12 protein-coding genes are annotated in these 14,057 nt (G+C 41.9%); 1 reads left to right on the top strand and 11 read right to left on the bottom strand.

Annotation, left to right across the window (positions count from 1 at the left end):
* Positions 1-13 precede the first annotated feature (13 nt).
* The 9 genes from DWY31_RS01360 to DWY31_RS01320 form a co-directional block, all read right to left on the bottom strand.
* Entirely contained in the window at positions 14-700 is a 687-nt protein-coding gene (locus tag DWY31_RS01360; RefSeq protein WP_118519339.1) for a ClpP family protease, read from the bottom strand.
* 71 nt (positions 701-771) lie between these two features.
* Positions 772-2,052 carry an O-acetylhomoserine aminocarboxypropyltransferase/cysteine synthase family protein gene (locus tag DWY31_RS01355; RefSeq protein WP_117537210.1) on the bottom strand — a complete coding sequence of 427 codons (1,281 nt, stop codon included), beginning with the start codon at positions 2,050-2,052 and terminating at the stop codon, positions 772-774.
* 40 nt (positions 2,053-2,092) lie between these two features.
* On the bottom strand, positions 2,093-2,851 hold the full coding sequence (locus DWY31_RS01350) for a CFI-box-CTERM domain-containing protein (protein ID WP_243060342.1): 759 nt from the start codon (positions 2,849-2,851) through the stop codon (positions 2,093-2,095).
* Between the two features lie 27 nt (positions 2,852-2,878).
* Positions 2,879-3,610: a YebC/PmpR family DNA-binding transcriptional regulator gene (locus DWY31_RS01345; protein ID WP_118519337.1), complete on the bottom strand. Its 732-nt coding sequence runs from the start codon at positions 3,608-3,610 to the stop codon at positions 2,879-2,881.
* Between the two features lie 57 nt (positions 3,611-3,667).
* Entirely contained in the window at positions 3,668-4,459 is a 792-nt protein-coding gene (locus tag DWY31_RS01340; RefSeq protein WP_021861094.1) for a hemolysin family protein, read from the bottom strand.
* Between the two features lie 24 nt (positions 4,460-4,483).
* Entirely contained in the window at positions 4,484-4,831 is a 348-nt protein-coding gene (locus DWY31_RS01335) for a type II toxin-antitoxin system PemK/MazF family toxin (RefSeq protein ID WP_021861095.1), read from the bottom strand.
* A gap of 76 nt (positions 4,832-4,907) precedes the next feature.
* Positions 4,908-6,074: an alanine racemase gene (alr, locus tag DWY31_RS01330; RefSeq protein WP_117537213.1), complete on the bottom strand. Its 1,167-nt coding sequence runs from the start codon at positions 6,072-6,074 to the stop codon at positions 4,908-4,910.
* A 12-nt stretch (positions 6,075-6,086) separates the two neighbouring features.
* Positions 6,087-7,586 (bottom strand): NAD(P)H-hydrate dehydratase, encoded by a 1,500-nt coding sequence (locus DWY31_RS01325; RefSeq protein ID WP_118519336.1) that lies wholly within the window; start codon positions 7,584-7,586, stop codon positions 6,087-6,089.
* Between the two features lie 173 nt (positions 7,587-7,759).
* A complete protein-coding gene (locus DWY31_RS01320; protein WP_118519335.1) occupies positions 7,760-8,416 on the bottom strand; it encodes a redox-sensing transcriptional repressor Rex in 657 nt (218 codons plus the stop codon).
* Positions 8,417-8,550: 134 nt separating this feature from the next.
* Here DWY31_RS01320 and abc-f point away from each other — a divergent pair, with 134 nt between their 5' ends.
* Entirely contained in the window at positions 8,551-10,476 is a 1,926-nt protein-coding gene (abc-f, locus tag DWY31_RS01315) for a ribosomal protection-like ABC-F family protein (protein ID WP_118519334.1), read from the top strand.
* A 157-nt stretch (positions 10,477-10,633) separates the two neighbouring features.
* Here abc-f and ppk1 read toward each other — a convergent pair whose 3' ends face one another.
* Both ppk1 and DWY31_RS01305 read right to left on the bottom strand, forming a co-directional pair.
* Positions 10,634-12,718, bottom strand: a complete 2,085-nt coding sequence (gene ppk1, locus DWY31_RS01310) for a polyphosphate kinase 1 (protein WP_118519333.1) — start codon at positions 12,716-12,718, stop codon at positions 10,634-10,636.
* Positions 12,719-12,807: 89 nt separating this feature from the next.
* Positions 12,808-14,013, bottom strand: coding sequence for an NADP-dependent isocitrate dehydrogenase (locus tag DWY31_RS01305; RefSeq protein WP_117537217.1), 1,206 nt, complete (start codon positions 14,011-14,013; stop codon positions 12,808-12,810).
* Positions 14,014-14,057 lie beyond the last annotated feature (44 nt).

The following is a 14,057-nucleotide window of genomic DNA, read 5'->3' as shown; positions in this document are numbered from 1 at the left end:
GGATGTCATTACGTTATTTTGCTCTTTTTTGCTTCTCCTGCGCGATCATTTCATGCAGTTTGCCAAGTGCATCCTTAAGACCCCCAACCGCATCGATCAGACCTTCCCTCACAGCATCTTCACCTTCCAGCAAAGTACCGACATCTTTTACAAGTTCTGTAGGATTGAGCATTAATTTTTCAATTCTCTCCTGACTCATTTTCGAATGATCTGAAAGAAATCGGGTGATCCGATCCTGTGTTTTCAGCATATTGCGAAGGCTCTGTTCCACGCCGATAAACATGCCGTTCGTACGCACCGGATGAACAACCATCGTGCCGCTTGGAACAATAAAAGAATATCTGGCTGATACTGCAAGCGGTCCGCCGATAGAATGGCTGCCTCCAAGAACAAGCGATACGGTAGGCTTGCTGAGCGATGCGATCATCTCTGCAATAGAAAGCCCCGCTTCCACGTCACCGCCCAGTGTGTGCAGAAGCACAAGCAGTCCATCAATCTCTTCGCTGTCTTCTATTTCCGCAAGCACCGGGAGAAGATGCTCATATTTCGTTGCCTTTGTATTGCCTGATACTGCCTCATGACCTTCGATCTCGCCAATAATCGTCAGTAATTTAATCCTGTCTTTCTGTTTATTTGTTCCCAGATCAAGGCTCCCCATTTCTTTGATCTGTTCCCTCTCTTCTGACTGCTTCTGATCCATAAAAAACACCTCCATACTTCTTTATTGTTAGTATGAAGGTGTCCTGTTATTTTTATTCGTAAATCAGAAAATTAAGCCTGCTCAAGAGCCTGTGCAAGATCAGCAATAATATCTTCTGCATTCTCGATTCCAACGCTGAAACGGATCAGATCCGGCTGTACGCCAGCTTCTTTCAGTTCCTCATCATTCATCTGTCTATGTGTGTGGCTTGCCGGATGCAGCACACAACTTCTCGCATCCGCTACATGTGTCACGATCGCGATCATCTTCAGGCTGTCCATCATGCGTACAGCAGCATCTCTTCCGCCTTTTAAGCCGAATGTGATTACACCACAGGTTCCGTTCGGCATATACTTGGATGCCAGATCGTAGTATTTGTCACCTGGCATGGACGGGCAGCAAACCCATGCAACCTTTTCGTGGTTTTTCAGATATTCAGCTGCTTTTAAAGCATTCTCACAATGTCTCGGTACACGCAGATGTAAAGTCTCCAGTCCGATGTTCAGAAGAAATGCATTCTGCGGTGCCTGGATTGAACCAAGGTCACGCATTAACTGAGACGTTGCTTTTGTAATATAGGCGCCTTTTCCAAATCTCTCTGTATAGACAATTCCATGATACGTCTCATCCGGCGCAGTCAGTCCCGGGAATTTGTCTTTGTGCGCTTCCCAGTCAAAATTACCACTGTCTACGATTGCCCCACCGACGCAGGATGCATGTCCATCCATGTACTTTGTTGTAGAATGTGTAACGATATCTGCTCCCCACTCAAACGGGCGGCAGTTGACTGGAGTTGCAAATGTATTATCCACGATAAATGGAACTCCATGTGAATGTGCAGCTTTGGCGAATTTCTCCAGATCAAGTACAACAAGCGCCGGATTGGCGATCGTCTCACCGAATACAACTTTTGTATTCTCCTGGAATGCTGCATTTAACTCTTCTTCGGAACATTCCGGATCAACAAATGTTGCATCCACACCCATTTTCTTAATCGTATGGGCATACAGGTTATAGGTGCCTCCATAAAGCGCAGATGCGCATACGATATGGTCTCCTGCTTCTACAATATTCATAATTGCGTAAAAGTTTGCAGCCTGTCCGGATGAAGTCAGCATTGCGGCAACACCGCCTTCCAGATCACAGATCTTTGCTGCTACAGCATCATTTGTCGGATTCTGCAGACGTGTATAAAAATATCCGGATTCCTCCAGATCAAACAGTCTGCCCATCTGCTCACTGCTGTTATACTTAAATGTTGTGCTCTGATAAATCGGAAGCACTCTCGGTTCCCCATTTCCCGGTTCATAACCGGACTGAATACATTTGGTTTCCAGTTTGTAATCACTCATTTCCTTTTCCTCCTGACAATACCTTATAATATTCTGATATTTAGATATACTGCATTTTAAGATTCTGTACCATCTGCATATATAATGCCTGGCACTGTGCTTTCTTCCCTTGCTCGATCAGTTGCACGCATGGTAGCAAATATTTACAATACAGTTGCTTATAGATGGCAGCTGCATCTTTCTGCATATTTAAAATCATTACAATTCCCGGCGCGACCTCATAGTAGTCCTTTATAATACTACGTCCTTCATCCGTCTGCATCAGATATTCATCTCGGAATCTGCGCATCACTTGCATTTCATAGCAGTCGTCTTCTTTCTGCATATGTTCACACACTGCTGTAGTGATATAACATAGTTTGCTGCGAAATCCTTCCGCAATATCATCATAAGAAGAATGAGAAAGTGTTAAGGATGTAACCTTCTTCTCATTCCATACTTCTACAATGCGACGGGACAATTTCTCGCAGTCTTCATTTCTGGAGTAATTCAGAAACGGAATAACATATACTGCCATATTCATATTATAATCTACACCCAGACGCTCTCTGTTTTTTTTCGCTTCTTTCTGCATCTTATCATATGCATAAGCTGGAATCACCTGCGAAAGTTTTTCTATTAGCGCATCTTTCTCCTCATCTTCTGTCTCAGCTAAAAGCTGCTCAAGACTTACAAGTACCGGGCGGTATTTCATATATCCTTTTTCAAAAACTCCGTTGTATGTTTTTCTGCGAAAGCCTTTGACATGTGTCAACATCTCGTCAAACAGCTCTTGCAGTGTCTTTTCTATATTGTCCATGCTTCTCCTCCGAAGTTTCCAGATATCCTATTCATCCCAGTTGTGATATACATCCTGTACATCATCGTCATCATCCAGCATATCCAGTGTCTTCTGAATGCTTGCAATATCTTTTGCATCTGTCAGTTCTACATATGTCTGCGGGATCATAGTTACTTCTGCGGAAGCCATAGCGATTCCTGCATCTTCAAGAGACTGACGTACTTCACTGAATGTATCCGGATCTGTAACAACTTCATAGCTGTCTTCCTCTTCTATAAAATCATCTGCACCCGCATCCAGTGCCTGCATCATCAGCTCATCTGCGTCCCCTTCGTATTCCTCTTTATCAATGATAATCTGACCTTTGCGGTCAAACATGAAGGATACACATCCAGGAGTTCCGACATTACCGTTTCCTTTTGTAAATGCATTCTTAACATTCGTAGCTGTACGGTTTCTGTTATCTGTCAGTGTCTCTACAATAATAGCTGTTCCGTTTGGTCCATATCCTTCATATGTAATATGCTCATAATTCGCTGCATTGGCATCTCCGGATGCTTTCTTGATATTTCTCTCGATTGTATCATTCGGCATATTATTAGCTTTTGCTTTAGCAATAACATCACGAAGTCTGCTGTTGTTAACAGGATCTGAACTTCCTCCTTCTTTTACTGCAACGGCAAGCTCTTTACCGATTTTTGTAAAAATCTTTCCCTTTGCTGCATCATTTTTCTCTTTCTTATGTTTGATATTGGCAAATTTTGAATGTCCAGACATAAATCTTATCTCTCCTTGTATCTATTCTTAATTATTTCACATCGTTTTATTCTAGCACTATTCAAGTACTTTTTCAATCTTAACTCTCTGTATTGTATTATTATCTACGGATAAGATTGTAAATCGGTAGGAATTGTAGAGAACTGAGCAGTTTTCATCCTCTCCGGGAATACGTTCAAGTTGCCGGATCAGGAATCCATTTAACGTGTCACATTCCTCTTCCTCAAAAGAAATCTGCAGAATATCTTCCAGATCTTCCAGTTCCGTCAGCCCATCCACAAGGTAGCTTCCGTCCAACTGCGCATGGATCATCTCTTCTTCTTCGTCGTATTCGTCCAGAATATTTCCAACAATCTCTTCCAGAATATCTTCCATCGCAACAAGACCGGAAGTCTGTCCATATTCATCCAGAACGATAACAATGTGATTTTTCTTTGTCTGCATTTCTTTAAATAATTTATCAATACTTTTCGTCTCTGGTATGAAGGAAACCGACCTTATATATGTATCCAATTCTTTTACCGGACGTTTTCTGAGCGATTCATCCAGATAACAGGTCGCCGCTTCCCGCAGATGGATAAAACCGATGATCTGGTCTATATCCTCCTCGTAAATCGGGAAGCGGGAATAGCTCTCTCCCAGCATGAACTGAAATGCATTTTCCAGTGTTTCTGTCGCATCAATCGCAACGATATTTTTCCGGTGTGTCATAATATCCTTTGCATCTTTGTCCATATAACGGAAGATATTACGGATCAGACCTGCCGCCTTTCGTATCTGTGCTTCGTCCATCTCGTCATCGAGTTTGAGACTCTGCCTGATCCGTTGAAATAAACTTTTCTTTTCCATAGTAAATTATCTTGTACTCCTTTTCTATGTATGAAGACTGAGACTGATTTTCAGTGCTTCATCAACTTTTGTCATTATATTTTTATCTAGGTGGCATACCAGATCTTTTAACCGCTGCTTATCGATCGTGCGAATCTGTTCCAGAAGGATTACTGAATTTTTCACTAGCTGGTACTGCCTTGCATCAATCTCCACATGCGTAGGAAGTTTTGCCTTATTCATCCTGGACGTGATCGCTGCACAGATCACAGTCGGACTGTGCCTGTTACCTGTATCATTCTGAATAATTAAAACCGGCCGGATTCCTCCCTGTTCTGATCCAACAACCGGACTTAGATCCGCATAATATATATCACCGCGTCTTACCTGCACGTCTTCTTCACACTCCGCTCAAATTAAGATACTTTCAGTATTCCCATATTTTTCGGATGTATGCTTTTCTTTTATATTATGCGAAACAATCAGCCTGCTCTACAACTTTTCCGTCACGGATATATTCTCTCGGAATCCGCTTTCCGAGGTCACATACAAATTCATAGTTGAATCTTCCTGACAGCTCACTTAATGTCTCTACCGGCAGGAATTCGTCTCCGTCATGTCCGACAAGTGTGATCTTATCACCAAATTTCACGTCATCAATCTCTGTCGCATCCACCATAAACTGATCCATGCAGACACGTCCGATGATCGGTGCTTTCTTTCCGTGGATCAGGACATAACCTTTGTTGGACAGACTTCTCGGATAACCGTCTCCGTAGCCGACCGGAACCGTAACAATCTTTGTCCTTTTTGTTGTCCTATAAGTTCCGCCATAACTTATCAACTCATCCGGATCTTCCCATTTTACATATGCAACGTGACTGATCAGTTCCAATGCCGGCATCAACGCAACGTTTTCCTTATGAACTTCCTCAGACGGATACATACCATAAGTGGAAATACCTGCACGAACAAGGCTCAGATTATCTTCTTTGCAGTCAATGATTCCTGCACTGTTGCAGCAGTGATAATAAGTAAAATATACTTTCTTTTCATCCAGTGCATGTTTCATCCGCATATATTTCTCAAACTGACTGTTTGTATATGTCTTATCTGTCTCATCAGCTTTGGAGAAATGTGTAAACATTCCTTCCAGTACAAGTCCCGGAAGTTTGCTGATTCTTTCAATCGTATCAGCGCTTTCGTCATTGATTTTGAATCCGATTCTTCCCATACCGGTATCCAGTTTGATATGTACATAAGCTTTTTTGCCAAGTTTCACGGCAAGATCAGACAGTTCTTTTGCCATCTCTTCTGTATATACTGTCATTCGAATCTCGTTATTGATAAGATCTTCTCTCTGATCCTGGAAGACGCATCCAAGAATCAAGATCGGTTTTGTCACATCTGCTTTACGAAGTAATACTGCTTCATCTAATGTAGCAACTGCAAATCCCCATACATAAGATTTTGGCTCCAGAAGATGTGCTACCTGAGCAGCACCGTGTCCATACGCATCTGTCTTAATAACAACGATCATCGGAACATTTTCCTGTAAATTATTCTTCATATTCTCTACGTTTGATTCAATTGCATCCAGATTGATTCTTGCACACACTCTTGTATAATTTTTCATTGTTCTTCCTCCTTATAAATTACTATTTGTAATGTCCGTTGTTGCAAGGATCTCAAGCAGATCCCTTGCCAGAATACTGTAACTGTTTTTCTTTCTCGCAGCTGTTTCACCACTTAATCCATGTATATAAGTTCCGAGAGTTGCCGCCTCGAATGTACTGATTCCTTGTGCCAGAAGTCCGGCGATCACACCGCAAAGCACATCTCCGGAACCGCCTTTTGCCAGCGCCTGACAGCCACTTGTATTGACACAGGTCCGTTTTCCGGCTTCTCCAATCAACGTTCTTGAATCTTTCAGGACACAGGTAACGTTCCATTCTTTCGTCAGAGATTCCAGCACCTGCTGTCTGTTAGCTCTGATTTCAGGAACAGAAAGTCCGGTCAGTCTGGACATCTCTTTCATATGCGGAGTCAGGATAAACCTTCCTTCTGTAAGATATTCTGTATATTTCAAATGCTCCGCAAGCAGATTCAGTCCATCTGCATCGATCACACATGCTACTTCCACATTGGACAATACGGTTTTTAAAATCTTCTTTGCAGTCTTGGATCTACTAAGTCCGGAACCAATGCATACCGCATCTGCGTGACTTAAAAGCCGTTTCACTTCTTCCTTGTCAAATTCTGTATAGGTTGTGATGATTGCTTCCGGCAGGAGTGCCTGTAAAATGATCCGGTTCGATTCCTCCGTATAAATCTGCACCAGTCCGGCTCCCATCCGATAAGCTGCCATTGCATTAAGAAATGCAGCTCCGCTCATCCCTTTACTTCCGGCGATCACAAGCAGCCTTCCATAAGTACCCTTATTGGAATCTTCCGGTCTGTCCGGCAGCATTCTGATATATTCCTCTCTGTCCGGCAGATATGCAATGTTCTTGTTCTTCTCCATCGTCCGGAGTGATATTCCGATATCTGTCACTGTGACTTTACCTGCATATTCTTTTCCAGGATAAAAGATAAGTCCGATCTTCTCAACCTGAAACGTCACTGTATAATCTGCGCGGAATGCAATACCAAGCACACAACCATTTCCGGCATTGATTCCCGATGGAATATCCACTGCAACTTTTGTTCCGGACGCTTCATTCATCCACTCAATAACTTCCCGGTAATGCCCGGTTACTTCCCGACTCAGACCAACACCGAATATAGCATCAATGATCAGGCTGTATGTGCCATCCGGGTAGTGGTCGCGGATCGATCCTCCAATGCTTTCAAAAAGCTTCCACTGATATCGGCATTCCGCACTTAAATGTGCCGGATTCCCCGCCATAAAAACAGTAACCGCACATCCTTCTTCTTTTAAAAGTCTCGCGACAGCAAAACCATCTCCGCCATTATTTCCCGATCCACAGACAATCAGAACATCTGTAAAATCCAGCTTTTCCTTTTTCATGGAATCAATACAACTCCTCGCCGCACGTTCCATCAGTTCCAGTGATGGGATACCGAGATTCTCTATCGTATCCTTATCTGCCGCCTTCATACTGTCTCCATCCGGTAAAAACCTCATATACTCATCTCCCTAATATAATCGTACCTATGACACCTGCGGAGTCACAAAACCTTACATCCGCTTACTGACAAGCTCACATGAATGCAGGCTTTTCTGCTCAGGTATCATATAAAAAGGACGTATAAAAACAAGCCTGTATACACATGCCTGTTTCTATACGTCTGCTTTTACTAGTTCTTTCCTTTTTTGCGCTGGTCTTCATTATAACGACTGATGTTATAAGATAACTGCATCAGACTCTCTGACAAATGCACATTCTCAACAATGATATTATCCGGCAGATTGAGGTCTGTATGTGCAAAGTTCCAAATCGCGCGCACGCCGTTCTCCACAAGCATATTCGCAACTTCGATTGCCTTCTCTTTTGGAATTGTAAGTACAGCAATCTCTACATCATTCTTCTGGACAAAGGACTTCAACTCGTCCATCATGCGGATCGGCACTCCACGAATCGCAACTCCCTCCAGACGCGGATTTACATCAAAAATTCCGGTCAGGATAAATCCACGTTTTTCAAACGCTGCATAATTTGCAAGTGCCTGTCCCAAATTACCTGCACCAATGATTATGATCTTATGATCTTCTTCCAGTCCCAGGATTTTGCCGATCTCTGTATATAGATATTTGACATTATAGCCGTATCCCTGCTGTCCGAATCCTCCGAAATTGTTAAGATCCTGACGAATCTGAGACGCAGTAACCTTCATCCTTTTGCTCAGATCGTTAGAAGAAATACGTTCTACCCCATTTTCAAGGAGTTCTCCTAAATATCTATAATATCGCGGCAAACGTCGGATGACTGCCTGTGATATTCCTCGATTATCCAATTTTTTCACCTTCCCATATGTATTCTAACTGTTATTATATAAAATTGTATGAATAAAGTCAATTTTTTAGTAGTTTTTTTATTACGTTTTCGTTATAATAAGAACGTATGTGAACAGATAAGGAGGAATTTTTTATGATACTTGCCTGTCATGGAATTAACAAAACATTTGGTGAAGAAATCATTGTGAAAGATGGTTCTTTTCATATAGAAGATCATGAGAAAGCTGCCCTTGTAGGCCCGAACGGAGCCGGCAAATCTACTATTTTCAAGATAATTGCCGGAGAACTGCCGTCAGATGGTGGTTCCGTCATCCTGACCAAAGGAAAGACTATGGGATATCTCGCCCAGCATCAGGACATGAATACAGATCGTTCGATCTACGAAGAAGTGCGCACGGCAAAAGCAGATATCATTGCCATGGAACAGAAGATCCGTCAGCTGGAACTGGAGATGAAGGACTTAAGTGGAGACTCTCTGGAAGACCACATGGACTCCTACAACCGGCTGACCGCAGCATTTGAACGCGAAAATGGATATGCTTATGAAAGCGAACTGACTGGCGTCTTAAAGGGACTAGGTTTTCAGGAAGAAGAATTTACCAAACCGGTGAATACGCTCTCCGGAGGACAGAAAACCCGTGTTTCTCTCGGCAAACTTCTGCTTACTAAACCGGATATTCTGCTTCTGGACGAGCCGACCAACCACCTGGATCTGAATTCAATCACGTGGCTGGAAACTTACATATTAAATTATCCGGGTGCAGTACTGATCGTCTCACACGACCGTTATTTTCTGAACCGGATTGTAACGAAAGTCATCGAAATAGAAAACGGTGAACTGATGACTTATTCTGGTAATTATACTGATTACTCTCAGAAAAAACAGCAGATCCGCGAAGCGCGTATCAAAGAATATCTCAACCAACAGCAAGAGATCAAGCATCAGGAAGCTGTTATTGAAAAGCTCCGCTCTTTCAACCGCGAGAAATCAATCAAACGGGCGGAAAGCCGTGAGAAAATGCTTGAGAAGATCAAGCCGGTAGAAAAACCGATAGAAACAAACAAAGACTTTCAGTTAAAGCTTGAACCTGCAACCATCAGCGGTAATGATGTACTGACGGTAGAACATTTAAGTAAAGCCTTTCCACCACAGACGTTATTTTCAGATATCAGTTTTGAGATCAAGCGTGGCGAACACGTTGCGATCATCGGCGATAATGGAACCGGCAAGACGACTCTGCTTAAGATTTTAAATCAGGTTCTCCCTGCAGACAACGGAACTTTCACCCTTGGTACGAATGTCCAGATTGGCTACTACGATCAGGAACACCATGTGCTCCATATGGAAAAGACAATCTTTGAAGAGATTTCGGATGATTACCCGACTCTTACAAATACGCAGATCCGGAACATGCTTGCAGCATTCTTATTTACCGGAGACGATGTCTTTAAACGGATTTCCGATTTAAGCGGTGGTGAAAGAGGACGTGTTTCTCTTGCAAAGCTTATGCTCTCTGAAGCAAACTTCCTGATCCTCGATGAGCCGACCAACCATTTAGACATTACCTCAAAAGAAATTCTGGAAAAAGCGCTGAATAATTATACCGGAACACTGCTCTATGTTTCGCATGACCGTTATTTCATCAATCAGACTGCCACAAGAATCCTGGATCTTACGCATCATACGTTTGTCAATTACATTGGAAATTACGATTATTACCTGGAGAAAAAGGAAGAACTCACAGCTGCATATACAGAAAATATCGATATGACTTCTGATTCTTCCACCGATTCCGGTGAAGTCTCCGCTTCCAAATTAAGCTGGCAGGAACAAAAAGAACTGCAGGCTAAGGAACGCAAACGCCAGAATGAATTAAAAAAGACGGAAGAACGCATCAGCGTACTCGAAGACCGCGACCGGGAAATTGATGAACTTATGGTACAAGAAGAGATTTTCACAAACTCTGTCAAATGCCAGGAACTCGCCAAAGAGAAAGTACAGATTGCGGAAGAGTTGGAAACTCTTTATAAAAACTGGGAAATTCTTGCTGAAGACTAAATTATCTTAGTCAAAACTACTGTTCTTATCGCATAAGATAAATAATACAAAAAGGCTTTGACTGCGAGAAGTTAAAGCCTTTTTTACTTAACGGTGCAATTCCAATTATATAATCATACCGAATCATCACTTCATCTTTATTCGATTGTCCATCTCATTATGATTCTGCCGTTTCCGTTTTCACCTGTGGCTGCTCTTTTTTTCCGGCTTTTTTATAAGCCTCCTCATAAAAATATTCCTGGGCAGAAAGTGGCTCTTTGTCATTCCTTATTCTTGTATAATTTCCATCCGGGTTCATTTTCCGCGCCTGGACATTGTCATTTAACATAATCCGGAAATCTTTAAGCAGACATTCCTTCAACCTTACATCCTCCACCGGCGCAGCTACCTCCACGCGGCGTACCGTATTTCTTGTCATAAAATCCGCCGATGCGATATAAACTTTACTGCGCTCTTCTGTTCCGAAAATATAAATACGGGAATGTTCCAGAAAACGTCCTACGATACTGATCACACGGATATTTTCTGTCTTTTCCGGAATTCCCGGCAGCAGACAACAGATTCCACGTATTACAAGATCAATTTTTACACCTGCTTTTGACGCTTCCGCCAGTTTATCAATGATTTTCTTATCTGTCAGCGAATTTAATTTCACACCGACATATGCCGGTTCTTCATGTCTGGCGTGTTCAATTTCCTCATCAATCATTTCCAGCACACGGTTCTGCAGGCATTTTGGTGCAACAAGAAGTTTCTCTGACTGTTCAACAACTTCACCTTTCAGAAGTGCCTGGAATACATTGGATGCTTCCAGACCAATTGCAGGATCTGATGTCATCAGGGATAAATCTGTATACAGTCTGGATGTTTTCTCATTATAATTTCCCGTTCCGATCTGTGTAAAATATTCCACATGATTATCATTTTTTCTTGTAATCAAACACAGCTTGGAATGCACTTTATATCCATCCAGCCCATAGATTACCTGACATCCGGCATCTTCCAGTCTTCTGGACCATTCAATATTATTTTCTTCATCAAATCTTGCACGCAGCTCTACAAGAACAATAACCTCTTTTCCATTCTCTGCCGCCTCTACCAGTGCTTCCACGACTTTGCTCTGCTTTGCAAGGCGGTACAGAGTCATTTTTATTGAAATAACATCCGGATCTTCTGCCGCCTCATTTAACATATGAAGAAATGGGCGGATAGACTCATATGGATAGGAAAGTAACTTATCTTCCCTGCGTATCTGCGTAAGAATACTCTCACCATCCTGAAACATCGGTGATTTCTGCGGCACCTTTTTCTCATAAAACAGTTCCGGATTTTTTCTCAGACGGTCCTGGATTTCAAATACAAATGAGAGATCCAGCGGTGCATCCGACAAAAACACATGCGTCTTGTCCATTTCCAGATATTTACACAATGTTGCAACAACATTTTTATTCATTTCTCTTGAAAATTCTATGCGAACCGGAGTCAGTTTTTTACGCTTTTTGATAAGATCTGCCATAAAATCACGATAATCCAGATCTTCATCATACAATGCATCCGCATCGATATCCGCATTTCTTGTAATACGGATCACAGATTTTGCCTTGATACGGTATCCTTTAAATACTTCCGGCACATAATGCAGGATAAATTCTTCTGACAGCATAAAAGTGCCCGGATGATCCGGCAGTTCGATCAGACGTTTAAACACATTGTTTGAGCACGGAATGATACCGAGACGCTCTTTTTTACTCTTCGTTTCCAGTACTGCAACAATATATATATCTTTGTTCCTAAGAAATGGGAACGGCTGTCTCTTGCTGATGATCGTAGGCGAAATGAGAGGGGCAATCTCTGTCTTAAAATATCGTTCCAGTCTCTGACTGGCTCCCTCGTCGATATGCCGGAAATCTACAAAACGTACGCCATACGCTTCCAGTTCCTGCAAAAGATTTTCGAAAGCTTTCCCGTGTCTTTTGCCAAGCCGCTTTACTTCTTCCAGAATTGCCTCGATCTGTTCTTTGGCTGTCTTCTTTGTTTTGTTGTCACGGATTTCTTTGTGCAATAACATCTGATCCTGCAGCGATCCGACTCTGACCATAAAAAATTCATCCAGATTTGTCTGAAAAATAGAGGCAAAGGTAAGACGTTCACATAATGGAACGTCTTTACTCTCTGCCTCTTCTAATACACGTTCATTAAACTTTAACCACGATAATTCCCGATTACAATATATATTCTTCATAACAGTACTCCTTTTACTTTTTTGCCTTTTACAAAAATACCATAGTTCTGTTTGAAGTATATCTGTTTTCCGTAAAATCTATGTAAAGTTTAGTCCTCTTTTAATTTTTCTGCAATTGCTTTAATAAAGTCTTCGCTGTTCAGCACAGTCGGATTCTCAAGTGTTGTAATAAGTGCCAGGTCTTTTGTCATTTTGCCGCTTTCAATTGTATCAATCGTTGCTTTTTCCAGCTTGTCTGCAAATGCCATCAGCTCTTTGTTTCCATCCATCTCACCACGTTTACGTAGTGCTCCTGTCCATGCAAAAATTGTTGCCACAGAGTTTGTGGATGTCTCTTCACCTTTCAGATGTTTGTAATAGTGGCGCTGTACGGTTCCGTGTGCTGCCTCGTACTCATAATATCCTTCCGGAGACACAAGCACAGATGTCATCATTGCAAGTGAACCAAATGCAGATGATACCATGTCACTCATAACATCTCCGTCATAATTCTTGCATGCCCAGATATAACCACCCTCGGATTTCATAACACGGGCAACCGCATCGTCGATCAGTGTGTAGAAATAAGTGATTCCTGCTTCTTCAAATTTGTCTTTATAATCTGCATCGTAGATATCCTGGAAAATATCTTTGAATGTATGGTCATATTTTTTGGAAATTGTATCTTTCGTAGCAAACCAGAGATCCTGTTTTGTATCCAGTGCATAATTGAAACAGCTTCTTGCAAAGCTCTCAATCGAATGATTGATATTATGCATTCCTTGTACAACTCCGGCACTGTCAAAATTATGTACGAGTTCTCTTGTCTCACTGCCATCTTCTGCAGTATAAACAAGCTCTACCTTTCCTGCTCCCGGAATCTTCATCTCAGAACCTTTATACACATCTCCATATGCATGTCTTGCGATGGTGATCGGCTTCTTCCAGTTTTTTACACAAGGTTCAATGCCCTTTACAACGATCGGTGCACGGAATACCGTTCCATCTAAGATAGCACGGATTGTTCCATTCGGGCTCTTCCACATTTCTTTTAAGTTATATTCTTTTACGCGGGCGGCATTCGGTGTAATTGTTGCACATTTTACAGCGACTTTGTATTTTTTCGTCGCATTTGCCGAATCAATCGTCACCTGATCATCTGTCTCGTTTCTGTGTTCCAGTCCGAGATCATAATATTCAGTATTTAACTCTATGAAAGGTTCCAAAAGATTTTCCTTAATCATCTTCCAAAGGATTCTTGTCATCTCGTCTCCGTCCATTTCCACAATTGGTACTGTCATTTTAATCTTAGCCATGTTCTTCTCCCTTTCTACGTTATTTTCTATATTCTATCTGATTA

The sequence above is a fragment of the Dorea sp. AF24-7LB genome, assembly GCF_003478575.1.
Taxonomy (GTDB): Bacteria; Bacillota; Clostridia; order Lachnospirales; family Lachnospiraceae; genus Dorea_D; species Dorea_D hominis.
The sequence above is the reverse complement of the archived record's forward strand: the minus strand, read 5'-3'. Positions and strand labels throughout refer to the sequence as shown.

Bases quoted from the DNA above. Each gene is read 5' to 3' on its own strand.
- DWY31_RS01360 (WP_118519339.1), bottom strand. From the start codon at position 700: ATGGATCAGAAGCAGTCAGAAGAGAGGGAACAGATCAAAGAAATGGGG.
- DWY31_RS01355 (WP_117537210.1), bottom strand. From the start codon at position 2,052: ATGAGTGATTACAAACTGGAAACCAAATGTATTCAGTCCGGTTATGAA.
- DWY31_RS01350 (WP_243060342.1), bottom strand. From the start codon at position 2,851: ATGGACAATATAGAAAAGACACTGCAAGAGCTGTTTGACGAGATGTTG.
- DWY31_RS01345 (WP_118519337.1), bottom strand. From the start codon at position 3,610: ATGTCTGGACATTCAAAATTTGCCAATATCAAACATAAGAAAGAGAAA.
- DWY31_RS01340 (WP_021861094.1), bottom strand. From the start codon at position 4,459: ATGGAAAAGAAAAGTTTATTTCAACGGATCAGGCAGAGTCTCAAACTC.
- alr (WP_117537213.1), bottom strand. From the start codon at position 6,074: ATGAAAAATTATACAAGAGTGTGTGCAAGAATCAATCTGGATGCAATT.
- DWY31_RS01325 (WP_118519336.1), bottom strand. From the start codon at position 7,586: ATGAGGTTTTTACCGGATGGAGACAGTATGAAGGCGGCAGATAAGGAT.
- abc-f (WP_118519334.1), top strand. From the start codon at position 8,551: ATGATACTTGCCTGTCATGGAATTAACAAAACATTTGGTGAAGAAATC.
- ppk1 (WP_118519333.1), bottom strand. From the start codon at position 12,718: ATGAAGAATATATATTGTAATCGGGAATTATCGTGGTTAAAGTTTAAT.
- DWY31_RS01305 (WP_117537217.1), bottom strand. From the start codon at position 14,013: ATGGCTAAGATTAAAATGACAGTACCAATTGTGGAAATGGACGGAGAC.